The organism is Pseudomonas sp. GOM7 (assembly GCF_026723825.1).
GTDB lineage: Bacteria > Pseudomonadota > Gammaproteobacteria > Pseudomonadales > Pseudomonadaceae > Aquipseudomonas.
On the sequence record NZ_CP113519.1, the window covers coordinates 3686761 to 3708250 of the forward strand.

General features: G+C 63.7%; 21 protein-coding genes and 1 pseudogene. 11 read left to right on the forward strand and 11 right to left on the reverse strand.

Translation table 11 applies throughout. The features are described from left to right. Positions 1–204: 204 nt before the first annotated feature. From OU800_RS16175 to OU800_RS16195, 5 genes are read right to left on the reverse strand one after another with little or no spacing between them, the layout of a single operon-like run. Positions 205–888 (reverse strand): LrgB family protein, encoded by a 684-nt coding sequence (locus tag OU800_RS16175; RefSeq protein ID WP_268178342.1) that lies wholly within the window; start codon positions 886–888, stop codon positions 205–207. Then, the gene (locus tag OU800_RS16180) at positions 885–1241 is read right to left on the reverse strand and encodes a CidA/LrgA family protein (RefSeq protein ID WP_268178343.1); all 357 of its coding nucleotides are present in this window, start codon (positions 1239–1241) and stop codon (positions 885–887) included. The genes OU800_RS16175 and OU800_RS16180 overlap by 4 nt, the downstream gene beginning before the upstream one ends. Beyond that, on the reverse strand, positions 1238–1756 hold the full coding sequence (locus OU800_RS16185; protein ID WP_268178344.1) for a DUF934 domain-containing protein: 519 nt from the start codon (positions 1754–1756) through the stop codon (positions 1238–1240). The genes OU800_RS16180 and OU800_RS16185 overlap by 4 nt, the downstream gene beginning before the upstream one ends. Beyond that, positions 1753–3420 carry a nitrite/sulfite reductase gene (locus OU800_RS16190; RefSeq protein ID WP_268178345.1) on the reverse strand — a complete coding sequence of 556 codons (1668 nt, stop codon included), beginning with the start codon at positions 3418–3420 and terminating at the stop codon, positions 1753–1755. Before OU800_RS16190 ends, OU800_RS16185 begins: the two co-directional genes overlap by 4 nt. Before the next feature lie 31 nt (positions 3421–3451). Next, on the reverse strand, positions 3452–3724 hold the full coding sequence (locus OU800_RS16195) for a hypothetical protein (protein WP_268178346.1): 273 nt from the start codon (positions 3722–3724) through the stop codon (positions 3452–3454). 38 nt (positions 3725–3762) lie between these two features. On the opposite strand from OU800_RS16195, the gene ccoG reads away from it, so the two are divergent. From ccoG to OU800_RS16220, 5 genes are all read left to right on the forward strand, one after another. Beyond that, entirely contained in the window at positions 3763–5175 is a 1413-nt protein-coding gene (gene ccoG / locus OU800_RS16200) for a cytochrome c oxidase accessory protein CcoG (protein ID WP_268178347.1), read from the forward strand. Between the two features lie 167 nt (positions 5176–5342). Beyond that, positions 5343–6755, forward strand: coding sequence for a GntR family transcriptional regulator MpaR (gene mapR / locus OU800_RS16205; RefSeq protein WP_268178348.1), 1413 nt, complete (start codon positions 5343–5345; stop codon positions 6753–6755). A 411-nt stretch (positions 6756–7166) separates the two neighbouring features. Beyond that, positions 7167–8339: a 5-demethoxyubiquinol-8 5-hydroxylase UbiM gene (gene ubiM / locus OU800_RS16210; RefSeq protein ID WP_268178349.1), complete on the forward strand. Its 1173-nt coding sequence runs from the start codon at positions 7167–7169 to the stop codon at positions 8337–8339. Between the two features lie 147 nt (positions 8340–8486). Next, positions 8487–9920, forward strand: coding sequence for a cytochrome-c oxidase, cbb3-type subunit I (gene ccoN, locus OU800_RS16215; protein ID WP_268178350.1), 1434 nt, complete (start codon positions 8487–8489; stop codon positions 9918–9920). Next, positions 9910–10143 carry a cbb3-type cytochrome oxidase subunit 3 gene (locus OU800_RS16220; RefSeq protein WP_268178351.1) on the forward strand — a complete coding sequence of 78 codons (234 nt, stop codon included), beginning with the start codon at positions 9910–9912 and terminating at the stop codon, positions 10141–10143. The genes ccoN and OU800_RS16220 overlap by 11 nt, the downstream gene beginning before the upstream one ends. A gap of 4 nt (positions 10144–10147) precedes the next feature. Here OU800_RS16220 and OU800_RS16225 read toward each other — a convergent pair whose 3' ends face one another. Further along, on the reverse strand, positions 10148–10816 hold the full coding sequence (locus OU800_RS16225; protein ID WP_268178352.1) for a TIGR04211 family SH3 domain-containing protein: 669 nt from the start codon (positions 10814–10816) through the stop codon (positions 10148–10150). Positions 10817–11029: 213 nt separating this feature from the next. After that, positions 11030–12385, reverse strand: coding sequence for a putative bifunctional diguanylate cyclase/phosphodiesterase (locus tag OU800_RS16230; RefSeq protein WP_268178353.1), 1356 nt, complete (start codon positions 12383–12385; stop codon positions 11030–11032). A gap of 51 nt (positions 12386–12436) precedes the next feature. Here OU800_RS16230 and OU800_RS16235 point away from each other — a divergent pair, with 51 nt between their 5' ends. The 5 genes from OU800_RS16235 to OU800_RS16255 all read left to right on the forward strand — a co-directional run bounded on the left by OU800_RS16235 (position 12437) and on the right by OU800_RS16255 (position 16342). Further along, positions 12437–12619, forward strand: coding sequence for a hypothetical protein (locus OU800_RS16235; protein ID WP_268178354.1), 183 nt, complete (start codon positions 12437–12439; stop codon positions 12617–12619). Between the two features lie 52 nt (positions 12620–12671). Continuing rightward, positions 12672–14450 carry an acyl-CoA dehydrogenase C-terminal domain-containing protein gene (locus OU800_RS16240; protein WP_268178355.1) on the forward strand — a complete coding sequence of 593 codons (1779 nt, stop codon included), beginning with the start codon at positions 12672–12674 and terminating at the stop codon, positions 14448–14450. Positions 14451–14562: 112 nt separating this feature from the next. Then, positions 14563–15105, forward strand: coding sequence for a chalcone isomerase family protein (locus OU800_RS16245; protein ID WP_268178356.1), 543 nt, complete (start codon positions 14563–14565; stop codon positions 15103–15105). A gap of 8 nt (positions 15106–15113) precedes the next feature. Beyond that, positions 15114–15647: a DUF3833 domain-containing protein gene (locus tag OU800_RS16250; RefSeq protein WP_268178357.1), complete on the forward strand. Its 534-nt coding sequence runs from the start codon at positions 15114–15116 to the stop codon at positions 15645–15647. After that, on the forward strand, positions 15644–16342 hold the full coding sequence (locus tag OU800_RS16255; protein WP_268178358.1) for an SDR family NAD(P)-dependent oxidoreductase: 699 nt from the start codon (positions 15644–15646) through the stop codon (positions 16340–16342). The genes OU800_RS16250 and OU800_RS16255 overlap by 4 nt, the downstream gene beginning before the upstream one ends. Positions 16343–16348: 6 nt before the next feature. On the opposite strand, the gene OU800_RS16260 is transcribed toward OU800_RS16255, so the two are convergent. Further along, positions 16349–16750, reverse strand: coding sequence for a hypothetical protein (locus OU800_RS16260; protein ID WP_268178359.1), 402 nt, complete (start codon positions 16748–16750; stop codon positions 16349–16351). Between the two features lie 1083 nt (positions 16751–17833). Between OU800_RS16260 and OU800_RS16265 the strand changes: the two genes are divergently transcribed. Beyond that, a complete protein-coding gene (locus tag OU800_RS16265; RefSeq protein WP_268178360.1) occupies positions 17834–18511 on the forward strand; it encodes a DUF4197 domain-containing protein in 678 nt (225 codons plus the stop codon). Positions 18512–18760: 249 nt separating this feature from the next. On the opposite strand, the gene OU800_RS16270 is transcribed toward OU800_RS16265, so the two are convergent. From OU800_RS16270 to OU800_RS24405, 3 genes and pseudogenes are all read right to left on the reverse strand, one after another. Further along, positions 18761–19546 carry an EAL domain-containing protein gene (locus tag OU800_RS16270; RefSeq protein ID WP_268178361.1) on the reverse strand — a complete coding sequence of 262 codons (786 nt, stop codon included), beginning with the start codon at positions 19544–19546 and terminating at the stop codon, positions 18761–18763. Positions 19547–19593: 47 nt separating this feature from the next. Further along, positions 19594–20457 (reverse strand): methyl-accepting chemotaxis protein, encoded by an 864-nt coding sequence (locus tag OU800_RS24400; RefSeq protein ID WP_442964786.1) that lies wholly within the window; start codon positions 20455–20457, stop codon positions 19594–19596. A gap of 39 nt (positions 20458–20496) precedes the next feature. Next, positions 20497–21225: pseudogene (locus tag OU800_RS24405) on the reverse strand (CHASE3 domain-containing protein); the annotation flags it as partial. Positions 21226–21490: the final 265 nt, after the last annotated feature.

Below are 21490 nucleotides of genomic sequence, written 5' to 3' on the forward strand. Positions count from 1 at the left end.
CCGTATCGCTACGGCGCGGCGGAATGTTTCCGGACCTCTTGGCGGGCCTGTTCCGATCGCGTCGCCGACTAGAGCAAATTGCGTGCCGCTGAAAGGATTTAGCTGTAACTGCGCGGCTTTCTGTCGCATACCAGGCTCAAGATCTGGCGAGAACTCGCCAGATGCCTGAGCGGCAGCCGTGACAGATGGCGGGATTCCGCCCGCTCAAGCCAGCAGTAACGGCAGGAGCAACGCCGTGGCGATGCCCAGCAGGCTCATGCCCAATGCGGCGAAGGCGCCGCACTCTTCGCCTTCCTGCAGGGCGTGGGCGGTGCCGATGGCATGAGCGTTGATGCCGTAGCTCAGGCCACGCGCCGCCGGATGCTCGACCCCAGCCCAGCGCAACAACAGCGGCCCCATGGCCGTGCCAATCACCCCGGTGAGCATCACCATCACCGCCGCCAGCGAGGCCACACCGCCGATCTGCTCGGCCACCGGCATGGCAATCGGCATGGTCACGAACTTGGGCGCCAGGCTCATCACCACGCTCCAGTCGGCGCCCAGTGCCCAGCCAATGGCCAGGGTCAGCACCACCGACAGCACGCCACCGGCACAGAGGGTGATCAGCACCGGCCAGAACAACTGGCGAATGCGCGCGATATTGTGCTGCAGCGGCACGGCCAGGACGATGGTGGCCGGCCCCAGCAGCCAGGCGATGGGCTCGGCGCCGGCGCGGTAGGTGGCGTAGTCGACGCCGCAAGCCAACAAGGTGCTGACGATCAGCACCACGGACACCAGCACCGGCTGCAACAGCAGCCAACCGCTGCGCCGATAGAGCCAGGCAGCGATCAAAAAGGCCGCCAGGGTCAGGGCGACGGCGAACAGCGGATGCTGAGTCAGCACGCTCATCGCTTGCGCTCCTGGCGGCGGATCAGGGTTTGCAGCAACCAGCCGCAGAACGGCACGGTGATCAGCAGCGACAGCACCAGCGCCGTGGCGATCACCGGCAGTTCGGCGAGCAGCAGATCACCGCTGGTCATGATCCCCGAGGCCGGCACGGCCAGCAGCAGCGGCAGAAATGGCAGCAAGCCCCCTGCGGCCTGCTGCAGCGGCTCGGGCACGCTGCCGCGCCACATCAGCCACACCGACAGCAGCAACAGACCAATGATCGCCGCTGGCAGCATGGGCAACAGCCAGTGATTGAGCACGACACCGGCGAGCTGCAGCAGCACCAGCCAGAACAGGCCGCGCAGCAGCGTCATAACGACTCCTCCTTGAGCCGTCCGCGCCGGAACAAGGGGCGCGGTTCGATTGCCGAGCGACCGTAGAGCACGCTCAGGCCTGCCAACCCCTTGAGTGCATCCTCCACCGATTTGTCGGCGCGCACGGCAAAGGCATCGAAGCCGCACTGGCGCATGTGCGCCAACTGGTCACGCAGCACGTCACCCACCGCGCGCAACTCGCCGCGCCAGCCCAGGCGGGTGCGCAGCAGGTAAGCCTGGCTGTAGCCACGGCCGTCGCGGAAGCTGGGAAAGTCGATGGCGATCAGCGGCAGGCTGGCGAGAAACGGCTGCAGCGCTTCCGGCTCGTCATCCACCTGCAGCAGCAGGCCGTCGGAGCTCATCGCCCTGCCCTCCAGCACCTCGGCCGATTGCCGTTCGCGCCAGGCGGCCAGCGGCAGGATCAGCGACGCGCCGCTCTCTTCGCCCAGCAGTTTCCAGGGGTCGTCGCTGACGATGCAGGCCTGGCCGTCGATCAGGCGTATCAGGTTGTTCATGCCACCTCCTCGCGGCTGTACACGCGCTCCTTGAACGGCTCCAGGCCGATGCGCTGGAAGGTGTCGAGAAAGCCCTCGCCCACCTCGCGATAGTCCACGTACGTACCCACGATGCGCTCGATCACCTCGGGCACCTGCTCGGCGGCGAACGACGGGCCGATTACCTTGCCCAGCGCCGCCTGCTGGCCCTGGCTGCCGCCGAGGGTGAGTTGGTACCACTCGCTGCCGTTCTTGTCGACGCCGAGGATGCCGATGTTGCCGATATGGTGATGGCCGCAGGCATTCATGCAGCCGGAGATGTTCAGGCTCAGCTCGCCCAGATCATGCAGGTAGTCGAGGTCGTCGAAACGCTGCTGAATGGCCTGGGCAATGGGGATCGACTTGGCATTGGCCAACGAGCAGAAATCACCACCGGGGCAGGCGATGATATCGGTCAACAGGCCAGCGTTGGCCGCGCCCAGCCCGGCCGCCTGGGCCTCCAGCCACAGCGCATGCAGATCGGCCTTGCGTACGTCGGGCAGCACCAGGTTCTGCTCGTGGGCGATGCGAATCTCGCCGAAACCGTAGCGCTCGCTCCACTCGGCCACGGCCTGCATCTGCTCGGCGGTGACGTCACCGGGCGGCGCGCTGATACCGGGCTTGGTCGACAGCACCACGCTGACGTAACCCGGTACCTGATGCGCCATGACATTGCGCGCGACCCAACGGGCAAAGCCGGCGTCGCGCGCCAGATGGGTGCCGAAGTCCAGATCGGTCTGCGCCAGCGATGCGTAGGCAGGACGACGGAAGGACGCGGCGACACGCTGATACTCGTCCTCGGTCAACTGCGCCGGGCCGTCCTTGATCATCTGCCACTCACGCTCCACTTCGGCGGCGAAGGCCTCGATGCCCAGGGCCTTGACCAGGATCTTGATCCGCGCCTTGTACTTGTTGTCGCGCCGGCCGTGGCGGTTGTACACGCGCAGGATGGCCTCGACGTACGACAGCAGGTCGCGCCAGGACAGGCCCTCACGCAGTTGCTGAGCGATGATCGGCGTACGTCCCAGACCGCCGCCGACCAAGACGCGCAGCAGCAGCTCGCCGGCAGCGTCGCGATAGACCTGCAAGCCGATATCGTGCACCTGCACCGCTGCGCGATCCTGCTCGGCGGCGCACAAGGCGATCTTGAACTTGCGTGGCAGGAAGAGGAATTCCGGGTTGACCGTCGACCACTGGCGCAGAATCTCGGCCAGCGGGCGCGGGTCGAGGTACTCGTCTGCGGCGACGCCGGCGAAGGCCTCGGTGGTGATGTTGCGCACGCAGTTGCCAGAAGTCTGAATGGCGTGCATGTCGTGGTCGGCCAGCCAGTCGAGGATGTCCGGCACGCGCTCCAGCTCAATCCAGTTGAACTGGATGTTCTGCCGCGTGGTGAAGTGGCCGTAACCGCGGTCGTATTCACGGGCGATATGCGCCAGCGCACGCATCTGCTTGGCCGACAGGGTGCCGTAGGGGATGGCCACGCGCAGCATGTAGGCATGCTTTTGCAGGTACAGGCCGTTCTGCAGGCGCAGCGGCAGGAACTCCTCCTCGCTCAGCTCGTCAGCCAGGCGCCGCTGTACCTGGTCGCGGAACTGGGCCACGCGCTCGCGCACCAGCGCGCGGTCATAATCGTCGTATTGGTACATGCAGGCATGCCTCCTGATCACGGGGCGTCGACTATGCCTGCCAGGCGTGCACTGAAAACAGCGCCAGAAAAGCCTTAAAAAAGCGGATCAGATGGGTGCGGTAGTGACCAGCACAGGTCACTGATTGGCGTGGCGCGATGTCGCAGGGCGACCTCTGTATTGTCAGCCAGCAAAGCTGCAGACGCCAGAAATGGCGCGGGCTGGTGACCTGCCAGGCACTTTTCCCTGCTTTCGACGCCAGCATCTGATCCGCTTTTTTATCGAAAACCTGAGTCTGTTTTGCGAACAGCCCCACTCGGATCATGCTGCCAGCCTGAATAAACGCCTGATGAGGGCAACGACATGACCGATCTGATCCCCGTGCGCAGCGTCGAGACCATCGACCCGAACAAACCCATCCGCCTGACACCAGCCCAGGCCGGCGGCCCGATCCACACCCGCAGCTTCACCGGGCGCTTTCGCAACCTGCGCCTGCTCGGCGCCGGCCTGCTGTTCCTGCTGTTCTTCGGCACCGCCTGGATCGACTGGAACGGTCGCCAGGCGGTGCTCTGGGATCTGCAGAACCGTCAGTTCCATATCTTCGGCGCCACCTTCTGGCCGCAGGATTTCATCCTGCTGTCGGCCATTCTGATCATCGCCGCCTTCGGCCTGTTCTTCATCACCGTGCTGGCCGGCCGCGTCTGGTGCGGCTACGCCTGCCCACAGAGCGTATGGACCTGGATCTTCATGCGCGTGGAGCAGATCACCGAAGGCGACCGCGGCCAGCGCATCAAGCTCGATGCCGCGCCCTGGTCAGTGCACAAGCTGGCCCGGCGCTGTGCCAAGCACGGCCTGTGGTTGGCGGTGAGCCTGGTTACCGCGCTGGGCTTCATCGGCTACTTCACCCCGGTGCGCCAATTGACCCTGGACCTGGCGACCTTCGAGGTCGGCGCCACCACGGCCTTCTGGGTGCTGTTCTTCACCGCCGCCACCTATATAAACGCCGGCTGGCTGCGTGAGAAGGTGTGCCGCGACATGTGCCCCTACTCGCGCTTTCAGAGCGTGATGTTCGACAGCGATACGCTGGTAATCTCCTACGACGCCGCCCGTGGCGAGAACCGTGGCCCACGGCGCAAGGACGCCGACTACAAGGCCGAAGGCCTGGGCGATTGCATTGACTGCACGATGTGCGTACAGGTCTGCCCCACCGGCATCGACATTCGTGACGGCCTGCAACTGGAGTGCATCGGCTGCGGCGCCTGCATCGACGCCTGTGACAGCATCATGGACAAGCTCGGCTATGCCCGTGGTCTGGTGCGCTACAGCTCGGAGAACGAGCTGGCCGGCGGCAAGACCCACTGGTTGCGCCCACGCCTGGTCGGCTACGCGGCGATGCTGGCGGTGATGATTGGCGCCTTCGTCTGGGCACTGGCCGAACGCCCGCTGATTTCCCTGGACGTGACCCGCGACCGTGGCCTGTTCCGCGAGAACGCCCAGGGTCAGATCGAGAACATCTACAGCCTGAAGATCATCAACAAGACCCAGCAGCCACGCAGCTATGCCATCGCACTGGTCGAGCCCGGTGACTTCGAGCTGCACGGCCCGCGCACGTTGAACCTGGCGCCGGGGGAGATTCGCGATTTGCCGGTAAGCGTCGCGCTGACGGCCACGAGCAATGGCGCTGGGCCACAAACCGTCCGCTTCGAGGTGCGTGACCAGGCCGACTCGCAAAGCCATGTGAGCACCAAGAGCACCTTCTTGGCGCCGCTGCGTTGAATCTGTAGCCCGGATGCAATCCGGGGTGGCTCGATATCCGCTCCCCGGATTGCATCCGGGCTACATCCGCCATAACCCTCCTGAACGATTCACGAGGCACTGCCATGTCTGCCGCTCACCCCGTAAAGTGTCCGCCCATACCCTTTGCGGCGGTGAACCAGGACAGGATGAAACGCTACGAAAAATTCGCCGACGAGATCGCCGAGCTGATCCGCACCGGCGTACTCGGCCCCGGCGAGAAAGTGCCCTCGGTGCGCCACGCCAGCCGCACCTATGGCGTCAGCCCGTCCACCGTGTTCCAGGCTTACTACCTGCTGGAAGATCGCGGGCTGATCCAGGCGCGGGCACGCTCCGGCTACTTCGTCCGTGAGCACGCAAAGCGCCCACTGCACGAACCCGAGCTGACCGCCCATGCCGCGCAGACCACCGATGTCGGCGTCAGCGAGCTGGTGTTCTCCGTGCTCGCCTCGCTCAAGGATCCGCACACCGTGCCCTTCGGCTCGGCCTTCCCCAGCCCCGACCTGTTCCCCCTGCCGCGCCTGGCCAAGAGCATGGCGCACGCCCTGCGCAGGCTCTCGCCGCACGAGATCATCGCCGACATGACCGCCGGCAACGCCGACCTGCGTCGGCAGATCGCCCTGCGCTACATGGTCAGCGGCGTGATGCTGCCGATGGAAGAGCTGGTGATCAGCAACGGCGCCATGGAGGCGCTCAACCTCTGCCTGCAGTGCGTGACCCAGCCGGGCGATCTGGTGGCCATCGAGTCGCCCACCTTCTACGCCTGCCTGCAGGTGCTGGAACGCCTGCAGCTCAAGGCGGTGGAAATCCCCGTGCACCCGCGCGAGGGCATCGACCTGAACGCCCTGTCCCAGAGCCTGGAGCAATTGCCGATCAAGGCCTGCTGGTTCATGAGCAGCCTGCAGAACCCGCTCGGCGCGAGCATGAGCGAAGCGAAGAAGCAGGCGCTATACGAGCTGCTGGTGGAGCATCAGGTGCCGTTGATCGAGGACGACGTGTACGCTGAGCTGTACTTCGGCAGCCACCCGCCCAAGCCGGTGAAGAGCTTCGACCGTGACGGCCTGGTGATGCATTGCAGCTCCTTCTCCAAGAGCCTGGCGCCGGGTTATCGCATCGGCTGGGTGGCCGGCGGGCGCTATGCCGAACAGATCGCCCGGCTCAAGCTGATGACCACCATCTCCCCTTCGGTGCCGGCCCAGGCGGCGCTGGCCGATTACCTGCAGCACGGCGGCTACGACCGCCACCTGCGCAAGCTGCGTCATGCGCTGGAAATGCAGCAGAGCGCCATGCTCGCCTCGGCCGCCCGGCACTTTCCGGCCAGCACGCGGGTGACAAGGCCAGCGGGCGGCTACTTCCTCTGGTTCGAGTTCCCCGAGCGCCTGGACTCGCTGCAACTGCTGCGCCTGGCACTGGCCCAGGGCATCAGCCTGGCGCCGGGGCCGATCTTCTCCGCCAGTCAGGGCTTTCGCCACTGCGCGCGGCTGAACTACGGCCACCCCTGGAACCCCCGCAGCGAACAGGCCATGGAAGTGCTCGGGCGCCTGCTGGCGGGGTTGCTGTAGCCCGGATGAAATCCGGGGGCCGCTGGAGGGATTCCCCGGATTGCATCCGGGCTACAGCGCTGGTGCGCACGGCGCACCCTACACTCGTCCACGGCCATGCCCAACCCGTAGGGTGCGCCGTGCGCACCGGAAACAACGCCCATGATCCCGAACCATATCCCCCGTACCTCTCCAGCCTAGTTGTAGCCCGGATGCAATCCGGGGCCGGAGGGTGGATTTTCCCGGATGGCATCCGGGCCAAACCGCAGGTGCGCACAGCGCACCCTACAATCGTCCGCGGCCATGCCTAACCCGTAGGGTGCGCCGTGCGCACCGAAAACAACGCCCGCACTGCCGACATGATCCCGGACAATATCCGCGCCTCTTCTGCAGCCTAGACTCGGCTCTTTCCGAGTTCGCAAGGAGAGCAGCATGTCACCCGATATCGTCATCGTCGGTGCCGGCCCCGCCGGTCTGTGTCTGGCGCGCGCCCTGTCCGGGCACGGACTGTCCATCCTCGTGCTGGAGCGCCAGGCCGAACAGGCACTGGCGGAACCTGCCTTCGATGGCCGCGAGATCGCCCTCACCCATGGTTCGCAGGCCCTGCTCGAACGCCTCGGCCTGTGGGCGCGCCTGCCCGCTGAAGAGATCGCCGTGCTGCGCGATGCCCAGGTATTCAACGGCCCTTCGCTGTTCGCCCTGAAGATTCGCGCCGAGCAAGCCGGCGCCGAACGCCTTGGCCATCTGGTAGCCAACCAGGCCATTCGCCGCGCCGCCTACCAGGCCGTGAGCGAATGTGCCGATGTGCAATTACTGTGTGAAAGCAGCCTGCGCGCCATTGAGCAAGGTCAGGACGAGGTAAAGCTGGTACTCAACGACGGCCAGGTGTTGCAACCACGCCTGCTGGTGGCCGCCGACAGCCGCTTCTCGGAAACCCGTCGTCAGCTCGGCATCGGTGCGCAGCTCAAGGACTTCGGCAAGACCATGCTGGTGTGCCGCATGCAGCATGAAAAGGATCACCAGCAGGTGGCCTGGGAGTGGTTCGGCTACGGCCAGACCCTCGCTCTGCTGCCGCTCAATGGCCGCCAGTCGTCCACCGTGCTGACCCTGCCACCGCGCGAGATCGAGCGCTTGCAGAAGCTGGACGAATCCGCCTTCGCCCGCGAGATGGAACAACGCTTCGACCGCCGCCTGGGCGCCATGCAACTGGTCAGCAGTCGCCATGCCTACCCGCTGGTGGGGGCCTATGCGCGGCACATGGTCGGCAACCGCTGCGCCCTGCTCGGCGATGCCGCCGTGGGCATGCACCCGGTCACCGCGCACGGTTTCAACTTCGGCCTGATCGGCGTGCAACTGCTCAGTGACGCACTGCTGGCCGCCCATGCCAAGCGTCAGGACATCGGCGCAGTCGCCCCCCTGGCGCGCTACGAGCGTCAGCTACGCCTGGCCACCTGGCCGCTGTACCAGGCCACCAATTTGCTGGTGGAGCTGTACACCAACGACCATCTGCCTGCGCGCCTGCTGCGCGGTGCCAGCCTGCGCCTGGCCCAGGGTCTGCTGCCATTGAAAAAGGGCATCGCCCGTCATCTGACCGCCCAGGCCTGAGTCTTGAAAGCGCGCGCCGAGCTCGGCGCGTGCCATCTGATATGCATCAGACAGAAGTTTCTGAGTCTGTTTTGTTTTACTCAGCCTCCCTACAGTTTCGCCACTCGTGCGGCTACGCCCGCAATCACTGTATGGAAGGTAACCGCGATGCAACCTGCTGCTTCCCATCCGGCCTACAACTACAAGGTCGTCCGCCAGTTCACCCTGATGACCATTTTCTGGGGCGTGGTGGGCATGTGCACCGGCGTGCTCATCGCCGCCCAACTGGTCTGGCCGGAACTCAACTTCGACACCCCCTGGCTCAGTTTCGGCCGCCTGCGCCCGTTGCACACCAGCCTGGTGATCTTCGGCTTCGCCGGCAGCGCACAGTTCGCGGCCAGCTACTATGCGGTACAGCGCACCTGCCAGACGCGGCTGTTCTCCGACACCTTGGCCGCCTTCACCTTCTGGGGCTGGCAGGCGACCATCCTGATCATGTTCGTGACCCTGCCCATGGGCCTGACCACCACCAAGGAATACGCCGAGATCGAATTCACCGGCGCGCTCTGGATGGCCATCGTCTGGGTCGCCTATGGCATCGTCTTCTTCACCACGCTGACCCAGCGCAAGACGCGCCATATCTACGTCGGTAACTGGTTCTTCGGCGCCTTCATCCTGGTCATCGCCATCCTCCACGTGGTCAACCACCTGTCGATCCCGGTGAGCTGGTTCAAGTCCTATTCGGTTTATTCCGGCGCCACCGATGCCATGGTGCAGTGGTGGTACGGGCACAATGCCGTGGGCTTCTTCCTCACCACCGGCTTCCTCGGGATGATGTATTACTTCGTGCCCAAGCAGGTGAATCGCCCGGTCTATTCCTATCGCCTGTCCATCGTCCACTTCTGGGCGCTGATCACCCTGTACATCTGGGCCGGCCCACACCACCTGCACTACACCGCCCTGCCCGACTGGGCGCAGAGTCTGGGCATGGTGATGTCGATCATCCTCCTGGCGCCAAGTTGGGGCGGCATGGTCAACGGCATGATGACGCTGTCCGGTGCCTGGCACCAGCTACGCACCGACCCGATTCTGCGCTTTCTGGTGGTGTCCCTGGCCTTCTACGGCATGAGCACCTTCGAGGGCCCGATGATGGCGATCAAGACGGTCAACGCCCTATCCCACTACACCGACTGGACCATCGGCCACGTGCACGCTGGTGCCCTCGGCTGGGTGGCGATGATCACCTTCGGCTCGCTCTACCACCTGATCCCGAAAGTCTTCGACCGCGACGGTATGTACAGCAGCGGGATGATCAACGCGCACTTCTGGCTGGCCACCATCGGTACCGTGCTGTACATCGCCTCAATGTGGGTCAACGGCATCACCCAGGGCCTGATGTGGCGCGCGGTGAACGAGGACGGCACCCTCACCTACTCCTTCGTCGAGGCGCTGGAAGCCAGCCATCCGGGCTTCGTGGTGCGCATGATCGGTGGCCTGTGCTTCCTCAGCGGTATGCTACTGATGGCGCTCAATACCTGGCTGACCCTGCGCAGCAAGGCCAGAGTGACACAGCACAGCGGGGAAGTCGCTCATGCCGGCTGAAGCCTGGTGGATGATGGCCCTGGCCGTGTTCTTCGTCGGCGTACAGCTAAGTCTGGGCCGCAGCAGCCAGCGTGACCTCGACGAGGCGACCATGCTGCCGTTTGCCGACGACCCAGCCGTGGCACGTCGTGTCGAACGCGACACCGGGCGCAGCACCAGCGGCTGCGCCTGCCCCGGCACCTGCGACGGGCGCTGCGAACATCAGGGGCAGCAGACGTTCTGAGGGCTCACACCCACTGATCATTACGCTTGCGCCGCACCCGCAGCATGGTCGGCAGGATCAGACCAAGCAGCAGGCCGGCGCCGGCGATGCTGCCGCCATAGACCATGTAACGCATCAGCACCTGCTGCTGTTCGTTGCCCAACTGCGCCTGGGCATCGCGCAGTTGCGAACGGGTGCTGGTCAGCTCGGCATCCAGGGCACTGCGTGCGGCCTGCAACTCTTCGATCAGTTGCTTGCGCGAATCCAGGGTTTCCTGCATGCCTTGTACCCGTGCCTTCCAGGCATCGTCGATACCCTTGAGCTCGGCGGTCAGGTCGGTGACCTTCTGTTCCAGTTGTGGCAGGCGCTCGGCCTGCCCCGGCACCGACTGCAGATCGCGGCTGGGAATCCACACCGTATTGCCACTCTCGCTGCGCACCTGGCTGTAATCGCCCTGGGTACGCAGCAGTTCCACCTTCTCACCGGAGGTCAGGGTACCGACGATACGGTAGCCGTCGGTGGGCCCACTGCGCACGTAGGTATTGAGGCTGTCGCTGACCCAACGCTGATTGCTGGCGGCTTCTTCGGCCTGAGCCGGGCTGACTGTGCCGAGCAGACCGCCGAGCAGGCAGGCCGCCAATGCGCGGGAGGGAAGCGGAGAGAATCGAACGGGAAAAGGGCGGGATGGGAACATGAGCAATCTTCGACTGAGTGGTACGAAGCCCGGCTGACGGGCATGGCAATGGTCGACATGCGCCCGGCAACCGGAAGTTGCATACAGGATCACCGCTGAAAGCCACGCGATGGCGGCCAATAGCCATCAAATCCTGCCCAGACAAGTCGACAGCAGACAGACATTGCTGACGCCCCCGGAGTTCATTCGAGCAGCGAATGCGGGATGGGCGGTTCAGGTGTCGAGGCGACGGACGAAAGGGACGAAATCCGCCAGCGGCATCGGTCGGCCGAACAGATAGCCCTGGAACTGGCTGCAACCATTGTCGACCAGGAAAGCGTGCTGGGCCTCGGTTTCCACCCCCTCGGCGATCACCATCATGCCCATGCTCTGCCCCAGCGCGATGACGCTGCGCACTATGGTTGCGCTGCTGGCATCGCTGAGCACATCGCAGATGAACGAGCGGTCGATCTTCAGCTTGCCCAATGGCAGACGCTTGAGGTGGCTGAGGGAAGAGAAGCCAGTGCCGAAGTCGTCCAGGGAAAAGCGCACGCCATGCTCGACCAATAGCGCCATCTTGCGACCGAGGTCTTCCATGTCCTGCACGATCAGGGTTTCGGTCAGCTCCAGCTCCAGACGCTGCGCGTCGATACCTTGACGTTCGATCAGCGCCAGTATCTCGCTATCGAAACCTGACCGGTGAAACTGCTTCTGGCTGATATTCACCGCCAGACTGACCTCGCGCAGTGCAGGGTCGCCTGACCATTGGCGCAGGCAGGCACAGGCCTGCTCCAGCACCCACTGGCCAATGGGGATGATCAGCCCGGTCTTCTCGGCGTGATCGATGAACTCGCCCGGGCCAAGCAGCCCCCGCTGCGGGTGTTGCCAACGGATCAGTGCCTCGGCGCCGATCACTCGGCCGGCGTGATTCACTTGCGGCTGGTAGTGCAGCACGAACTGCTCCTCACGCAGCGCCACCTGCAGGTCACGCTCCAGCCCGGAACGCTCGGCAGCATCGCTCTGCAGGATGTGCAACAGCAAAAAGAGCAGCAGCGTAGCCGTCCCCGCCTGCACCCAGGAGCCGACCATGCGCAGATCGTCAGGCAAGACGTAGAGATCGCTGGGGCGCCAGGTGGATGCCGCCAGGCCGACGAACAGCAGCAGGCCTGTCAGACACACGCCGTAGCGCAGCCAGAGCGGCTCGTCACGAAATGCCATCAGTGCGCCCACCGCCACCGGCAGCAGGTACAGGTGAGTGGCGCGGGGTGCCGCCAGGGTCTGCGGGTCGAGCAGCAGGGTCGAACCGACGATGAGCAGCAGCAAGGCGCCGAACAGCACCAGGTTGGCGCTACGCGGCCGGTGGTTCAGGGTGAGGATGAACACGACGATGCCGCAGAGGATGATCGCCAGATCCATCAGCACGATGGGCCAGTAACCGCGAATGGCGAAGAACAGCCCCCAGCCCAGCCCCACCAGCGGCATCATCAGACTGGCCAGCAGGCGCATGCGCCGCTCACGGCGCTGGCCGATCAGGGCGAGATCGGACGCCTCCCAGAGCAGAGCCACACGCTTGAAGAATGTCTGGAGCATGCAGGTGATATCCAAGGTGCCATCACTTCATTCTCGAAGGTCGCTGGCCGAATGCAAGTCGCTGACGGTGACTTCTCCTGCTGCCAATGCGCGGTGCTCGACAAGCAAACCGGCAGCAGGTATCCGGCGCCGTTTCGGGCAGGCAAAAAGCTGAACCACCTGGAGAAGAATCAGACTGACTCATCGGTCATCATCGATACCCAAGCAAAAGAGCTTGCAATACGCCCCAAATAACTCTACAAAAACTGTACACACGAATAAATTGTACAACTTAGGGTAAAACACCATGCCGTCTTACCACGCTCCGCTCCGTGATATGCGTTTCGTCTTCGAGGAACTGCTCGAAGCCTACGAGGTGCTGCAAGCGCTGCCCGAGCAGCGTGAGTTCAGCGCTGATCTGGGCGGCGCGATTCTCGAAGAGGCAGCCAGGCTGGCCGAGAACGTGCTGGCACCGCTCAATGGCCCTGGTGACAAGCAGGGTTGCCAGTACGACCCGGAAACCCACTCCGTGCGCACGCCGGAGGGCTTCAAGGCGGCCTACAGGCAATTCGCCGAAGGTGGCTGGACGGCACTGGCCTGCCCGCCCCGGTTCGGTGGCCAGGGGCTGCCCCATGTGCTGAACATGCTGGTGGAGGAAATGACCTGCTCGGCCAACCTGGCGCTGGGCATGTACCCCGGCCTGACCCACGGCGCCATCAACGCCCTGACCAGCCATGGCACCCCCGAGCTGCAGGAGAAGTACCTACCGCGCCTGATCAGCGGCGAGTGGACCGGCACCATGTGCCTCACCGAACCGCAGTGCGGCACCGACCTCAGCCTGATCCGCACCCGCGCCGTGCCGCAAGCCGACGGCAGCTACGCCCTGAGCGGCACCAAGATCTGGATCACCAACGGCGAACATGATCTGGTGGACAACATCGTCCACCTGGTACTGGCCAAGTTGCCGGATGCGCCGGACAGCGTGAAGGGTATCTCGCTGTTCCTGGTGCCCAAGTTCCTCGACGACGGCAGCCGCAACAAAGCCTTCTGTGGCGGACTGGAGCACAAGATGGGCATCAAGGGCTCGGCCACTTGCGTGATGAACTTCGAGGGCGCCCGGGGCTGGCTGATCGGCGAGCCGAACAAGGGCCTGAGTTGCATGTTCACCATGATGAACTCGGCGCGCCTGATGGTTGGCATGCAGGGCCTCGGCGTGGCCGAGAGTGCCTACCAGATCGCCCTGGGCTTCGCCCGCGAGCGCCTGCAGAGCCGATCCATCGCCGGGCCGAAAGCGCCCGACAAACCCGCCGACCCGATTCTGGTGCACCCGGACGTAAGGCGCATGCTGCTGCGCCAGAAGGTGATGATCGAAGGGTGCCGCGCCCTGGCCTATTTCGCTGGCCTGCAACAGGACATCGCCCACGGCGCCGAGGATGCCGAAGCGCGCAGCCGTGCCGATGACCTGGTGCAACTGCTCACCCCGGTGGTCAAGGCCTTCCTCACCGACGAGGGCTTCGCCTGTGCCAACGAGGGCCTGCAGGTGCTTGGCGGCTCCGGCTTCACCGAAGACTGGGGCATCGAGCAACTGGTGCGTGACTGCCGCATCACACGCATCTACGAGGGCACCAACGGCATCCAGGCGCTCGACCTGGTGGGCCGCAAGCTTGCCCTGGGTGGCGGCCGCGCGGTGCGCGCCTTCTTCGCCCTGGTCGACGACTGGCTCAAGCGCAACGCCGAGGCGCCGCATGCTGCTGAGGTGACCCAGGCGGTCAAGCAACTCCAGCAAGCCACCCTGTGGCTGGCCAGCGAAGGCAGCAAGGATCCCGAGCAGGCCGCTGCGGCCGCCACGCCCTACCTGCGCCTGTTCGGCCTCACCAGCCTGGCCTGGCTGTGGGCGCGGATGGCCCAGGTGGCACGCCGGCAACTCGATGGCGGCAGCTCCGAGACCCACTTCTACAACGCCAAGATCAAGTCAGCCGACTTCTTCATGGCCCGCATCCTGCCGGAGGCCGGCACCCTGCTGGCTGAGATCAAGGCCGGCAAGGAGACCCTGATGGCCTTCTCCGACGAGGAGTTCGCCGCCTGACGACAAGCTGCGCAATCCGGCAACCCACCACTCCCCTTTTGGTTGTCGGATTTTTTTATTCCAGGGTCGTGACCATGACGGGTCGCGGCCACCACCCGCGGAGGGATGGCTCATGAAGACGCTGCTAGCGCGTCTGTGTTCGGCCTCGTTGCTCGTTCTGGCACTCAGCGTTGTGGCGCAGGCCAATACCCAGAACGGCTGGCGCGAACAACTGCCACGGGCCGAGTTGATCGGCAGCGGTGATTTCACCTGGTTCGGCTTCTCGGTCTACAACGCCAAGCTTTGGAGCCCGGCGCAGCCAGTGAATTTCGACCAGCCCTTCGCGCTGGAGCTCACCTACCGCCGCAACATCAGCCGCGAAACCCTGGTGGAAACCAGCCTCGACGAAATTCGTCGCATCGATGCCAAGGCCCTGCAGGGCGGGCGCGAAGCCCAGTGGGCAGAAGAGATGCGTCAGGCCTTCGTCGATGTTCGCGATGGCACGCACATCACCGGCGTCTATCTGCCCGGCCAAGGCTGCCGCTTCTATGTCGACGGCAAGCTGCAACACGTCATCGAAGATCCGGCTTTCGCCCGTGCCTTCTTTTCCATCTGGCTCGATCCGCAGACCCGCAGTCCGAAACTGCGTGCGGCGCTGCTCGGCCGCAACCCTTGAGGTAGCCCATGAAAGCCCTTGTGATTGTGCTGACCAGCCTGTTGCTGATCAGTTGTGGCCAGGTTCCGGTGGAACGCTATGCCCACGAGAAACCCGTGCTGGATCTACCCAGCTTCTTCTCCGGCCCGGTACAGGCCTGGGGCATGTTCCAGGATCGCTCCGGAGAGGTGATCAAACGCTTCCATGTCGATATCCAGAGCCGCCGCGATGGCGACAAGCTGATCCTCGACGAGCGCTTCCTGTATAGCGACGGCACCCGCCAGCGCCGCGTCTGGACGCTCACCCCGGATGAAAGCGGGCGCTGGATCGGTACCGCCAGCGATGTGGTCGGCGAGGCCATCGGCGAAGTGGCCGGCAATGCCCTGCACTGGCGCTACCACCTCAACCTGCCAGTGGATGACAGCACCTACGTCGTCCATTTCGATGACTGGATGTACCTGATGGACGACGACACCATGATCAACCGTTCGGTGATGAGCAAGTTCGGCGTCGAGCTTGGCCAGGTCACCCTGTTCTTCCGCCGTGGCGCCGCCCAGCCGTGAGTCTCAATAGCCTGGGCAGCGGCTACAAGGCGCTGGTGATCGGCGCCAGTGGCACCCTTGGCCAGGCCTTCTGCCAACTGCTGCGTGGCGATGGTAACTGCACCAGCGTGCGTGAGCTGAGCCGCGGCAGCACGCCGGCAATCGATATGGAAGACCCGAGCAGTATCGCCGTCGCCGCTGAGGCCCTGGTCGAGGAAGGCCCTTTTCAACTGATCCTGCATACAGCCGGGCTGTTGCATCGCCCTGGCATCGCCCCGGAGAAGAGCCTCAACGCCATCGAGGCCGATGCCTTGCAGGCGGTGTTTCAGGTCAATGCCCTGGGCCCGGCACTGGTGCTGCGTCACTTCCTGCCGCTGCTCGACAAGCAAGGCGCCATGGCCATGCTCTCGGCCAAGGTCGGCAGCATTGGCGACAACCGCCTGGGCGGCTGGTACGCCTACCGCGCCTCCAAGGCTGCGCTGAACATGCTGATCAAGACCGCCGCCATCGAACTTGCACGCAGCAAGCCCAAGGCGCGCCTGCTCAGCCTGCATCCCGGCACGGTGATCTCACCGCTGTCGCAACCCTTTCGCGGCGCCACAGCCGCGCGCCCCGCCGAACTGGCCGCCGCGCAAATGCTGCAGGTGATCGACAGCCTGGGGCCCGAGCACAGCGGTAGCTTCCACGCCTACGATGGGCAGCCCCTGCCCTGGTGAGAGCCGCTACAGGCCACCAAACAGATCGAAGGAATCCAGCAGGCGCCAGGCGATTTCCGGGTTCTTTTCCATGGCCCGGCGGATCGCCGCCGGAATGCTCTGCCGCGTCTTGCGGCACAACCCTGGGTGCGCGTCGAAGCGCATGTGAATGCCGCGCATGCTGCGCACCTCGCCATGGCTCGGCTCGATATGCAGACGAATGCCCAATTGCTCGAACATACGCTGCTGCATGCGTTCGAGGTCTTCCAAGCTTTTCAGGTTTTCCAGGCGCTCGAGCAGGCGCTGCTCCTCATTGCGGGTCAGCAGCAGCACGCGCGTGTCGGCGCCCGGCACATCCAGCAGCTCATCGCGCTGGCAGTCACAGGCGCCCGGTGGGCAGGGATTACGCAGGGGTAATGGGGAATTCATGGTTCTGATCATAGCCATCGCCGCGCGCGCTGCCCATCCACGGCTATCGGCTGGCTGAGGGCATGAGGTGAGAATGAGTATTTTTGGGGGAGCGCTTGTTTGATACCGGACTGGCAAGTTTGTGTGAGTGCTTGTTGCTTGTTGCTTGTTCGGGTTCTTGTTCCGGATTGCCGCGTTTTTGTTGATGTCTCTGGTTTCGTCCTCCCGGGCGAGTCACTTTTGTAGGGCAAAAGTAACCAAAACCCTCCGCCCGGTCATCCGAGCTAGGCGCCCCCGCCCTGCTGCGCGAGGGTTCGCTCACTCCATCACCGCTCCAGAGGCCCGCCGCGGTGGGCCATCCATGGCCCATCGCGGCTCTCGCGGCATCCATGCCGCTCAACCTCTTCCACGACGACTCCGTTCGCCCTTCTGGGCGGGCTCTGCACGCGCCTGAACGCGAGGTAACCCAGAAGGAGTGCGGAGTGCTTGTACATCTGTTAGCCCCAGGGCTGACCGGGATGCCGGCTGGAAGCCGGCAAACTATCCAGGCGAATGAAACTGCGCGAATGAAAGTTTTGGTTTAACTCGACAGCCACATCGCGCCTTCACAGCTACCAGAACACGCCGGGCGTACCTTGGAATGCCGGTTCGTTCAGGCGCGCAAATGCCCCCTTCAGGAGGCCGAACGTAGGCATTGCGCAGGGGGCGAGCGGCATGGATGCCGCGAGATACCGATGGCGGCCCCGCGTAATGGGCCAGGGATGGTCCATGTACGCCGACCCCGGAGCGATGCCGGAGTGAGGGAAGTCGAGCGCAGCGAGACCCGGATGGCGGGGGTGCGTTTCTTTTGCTTACTTTTCTTTGCGCTGGGCGGCAATCCGAGTTCAAAGAAAAGTCAGTCGCCCGAGGGGGCGAAACAAGGAGTTTACGAACACACCGTAGCGGCGTCCAGAACACCAAAAAAACACAAATTTGCCAGTCCAGTATCAACCCCAACTTCCCCGCCATCTCACAAAGAACCTCCCAAGTCTGCTGTGGCAACGCAGCCAGTTTCCCAACAGCCTGTTAAGCTCGAAACATTCCCCCGACGCAAGGAACGACACCATGCTGCGCCTCACCACATTCGCCGCCGGCCTGCTGCTCTCGGCCAACGTCTTCGCCCTGTCCCTCTCCGACCTGAGCCAGCAGGACGCCAGTGGCGGCCTCAAGGATGCACTGATCCAGGGCGCCCAGGTGGCGGTCAAGCAACTGGGCACGCCTGGTGGCTTCAGCAACAACCCGGACGTGCGCATCGAGCTGCCGGGCAAGCTCGGCAAGGCCGCCAAGACCATGAAGATGATGGGCATGGGCGCCCAGGTGGAACAACTCGAAGAGAGCATGAACAAGGCCGCCGAAGCCGCCGTGCCACAGGCTCAGGCACTGCTGGTCGATGCAATTAAGAAGATGACCGTGGCTGACGCCAAAGCGATTCTCGCCGGCCCACAGGATTCCGCCACCCAGTACCTGAACAAGAGCAGCCGCGAGCAGATTCGCGCCAAGTTCCTGCCCATCGTCAAGCAGGCCACCGACAAGGTCGGCCTGGCCCAGCAGTACAACGCCTTCGCTGGCCAGGCGGCCAGCTTCGGCGTGGGCGATGCGAAGAACGCCACGGCCGAAGGCTACGTCACCGAGCAGGCGCTCAATGGCCTGTTCGAGATGATCGCCAAGCAGGAAGCCAGCATCCGCGAGAACCCGGCAGCAGCCGCTACCAGCCTGGCGAAGAAGGTGTTCGGCGTACTCTGAAACCTCGGCACGCACTAGCAGGCTGTTGAAAAACTACCTGCGTTGCCATTGCTGCGTTAAAAACAGGCTCAAAATGCTCATTTACAACTCGTAAACTCCGCTTTTTCGCCTGTTTTTGCCTTGCACTGGCTGCCTCGCCTACGTTTTTCAACGGCCTGCTAGGGTCTGTTGACGTTTCGGCGCGAACCGCGAGCGAAACGTCAACAGCCCCTAAAACGCCCTGATCATCAGGGCGTTTTCGTTGATGCCTCAGGGCAGGCAGAGCCTGTCGATCTGCGGCCTGGCGAAGAAGTACCCCTGCATGTAACGAACACCCAGGTCGAGCAGGGCATCGCGCTCACCGGCGGTTTCGATACCCTCGGCGACGATGCGAATACCCAGGCGCTGCGCCACCAGCACGATACCGGCGACAATGGCCTGGCGCACCGCATCACGGTCGATACCCCGAGTCAGGGCCATGTCCAGCTTGAGAATGTCGGGCTGGAATTCGGCCAGCAGGTTGAGCCCCGAATAGCCGGCGCCGAAATCGTCGATGGCCGTGGTGAAACCTTGCTTGTTGTACTCGGCGAAGATCCGCTTGAGATGATCGGCATCGTGTATCTGCTCACCCTCGGTCACCTCGAACATCACGCGCTCCTGCGGAAAACCGAAACGCGTGGCGGCTTCCAGGGTCGCGCGAATGCAGGTTTCGGCGCGATACACCGCATTGGGCAGAAAGTTGATGCTGAGCAGGCAATCGGGAATGTCGAGCAAACCGAGCTGGGTCGCCTGCTCTATGGCCTTGACCCGGCAGGCCTGGTCGAAGCGATAGCGATTGTTCTCGTTGACCCTTTCCAGTACCTCACGCGCGCCCTCACCCCGGGTGCCGCGCACCAGTGCCTCGTAGGCGAACGGACGTTGCTGCGGCACATCGAGTATGAGCTGGAAGGCCATGGTGAAGTCGAAGCCCAGCACCTTGGCGTTACGACATTCGGCACAGCCCAGGGCGCGAAAGGGTCGGGGGAAGGTGGTGCGGTTTTCTGTCTGGATCTGCATGCCCCACTCCTCGTGCAAACATGAACAACGCACCGCCATCAGACTAGTCAAAAGCGAAACAGCGCAACAGTTTTTTCCAGAGATACGGCCAACTGCTGCAGTTCATGCGCCGTGCGTGAGGTATCGCTGACCGCCTCGCTGTTCTGCACCGACATCTGCGCGATGCGCTCGACGTTGCGTGCCACGTCCTGGCTGGCGACGGTCTGTTCGCGCAAAGCCAGGGAAATCTGATCGACCACCACGACTACGCGAGCAGATGCCGAACGGATGCTGACAATGGCGTCGCCCGCCTGACCGGCCTGCTCCAGACCGCCGTTGACCTGCTCCACACCCACTTCCATGTTGCTCACGGCATTGCGCGTGCCGCTCTGAATCTTCTTGATCATCTCGGTGATCTCCTGGGTGGAGTTGGCCGTGCGCTGCGCCAGCAGACGCACCTCGTCGGCCACCACGGCGAACCCGCGCCCCTGCTCGCCGGCCCGCGCCGCTTCGATGGCTGCGTTGAGCGCCAGCAGGTTGGTCTGATCGGCGATATCCTTGATCACGTTGACGATGGAGGAAATCTGATCGGAATGCTGACCCAGCTCGGCAATCTGTGCCGCCGCACCCTGCACGGTATCGGCGATGCGCTGCATGCTGCCCAGCGTCTCCTGGATCACCGCCCCGCCTTCGGCCGATTGCCGCCCCGACTCGCTGGACAGCTCGTGAGCCTCGTTGGCGTTGTCCGCCACATGGTTGATGCTGACGGTCAGTTCTTCCACCGTGGCCGCCATGCTCGATGCGGCATGCGACTGCTCCTGCACGGCCACCGTTAGCTGGCTCGACGCCGTGGAGATGCTCTGCGCCGAGGTCACCAACTGGCCGGCGCCACTACGAATCTGTCCGATCATCTCGCGCAGACGCTCCTGCATGGTGACGAAGGCATCGAGCAGAACGCCGATCTCATCGCCCCCTGCCCGTTCGATCTTCGAGTCCAGGCGACCCTGTGCGATATTGCGCGCCACCTCCACCACCTGTTGCAGACGCCCGGCAATACTGCGCGACAGGGTAAAGGCCACGCTCATGGCGAGCACCGTGGTAATCGCGCCCCCCACCAGCAGGATGATCAGCGACAGCGACTTGGCGGCGTTCATGGAGTCCGTGCGGCGCTCCAGCAAGGCGCTTTCTTCACCCTGAATCTCGTTGATCAGCCGGCGCATGGCATCCATCTTGACCTTGGCGCCGCCGGCCGCAACGTGCTCGACCAGCGTATCGAAAGTCTTCTGCCCAGCCGTCACCTGACGACGCAGTTCGAGATTGGCGTTGATCTCTTCGTGCAACCATTGCTCGTGCAACGCCTGCAATTCGTCGAAGCGGCGCTGCTGGGCCGGATTGTCGCGGGTCATCTGGCGCAGTTCGGCGATGTGCTCTTGAAAGTCTCTTTCACCAGCCTCCAGCGGGCCGAGGAACTGATCGCGCCCGGTAATGATGAAGCCACGGGCGCCAGTTTCGATATTGATCAAACTGGCCAGCAGATCGGCCGACTCGTTGATCACGGTATAGGTGTGAATGTTGCGCTTGACCGTGCTATCGACCTGATCGAAGCCACGCCAGGTAGACAGCACCAATACGAGAATCACCAACAGGACGACACCAAAACCCGCATACAGCTTTTGAGACATGCTGAGGTTGGCAAACATGAGAGCCTCTTTTTCTGGGCAATTGAAGGGCGCACGAAATCCTCGTGCCAACGCGCATGGGCGCGGCAACGCAAAGCACTGAAACGGGATGGAACGGCCACTGAAGATGGCACAGTGCGATTATGCACAAAGCAAAAAATTGTACAAACAAAATTATCCTGTACAACTTGCGCATAAGAAAGATAAAGAAAGAAAAGGTTCCCCGAGCTGTAGGGAGCCTCTAAAACCTAGGCGACGACTGCAGGGATGCAGGAGGCAGAGCGCC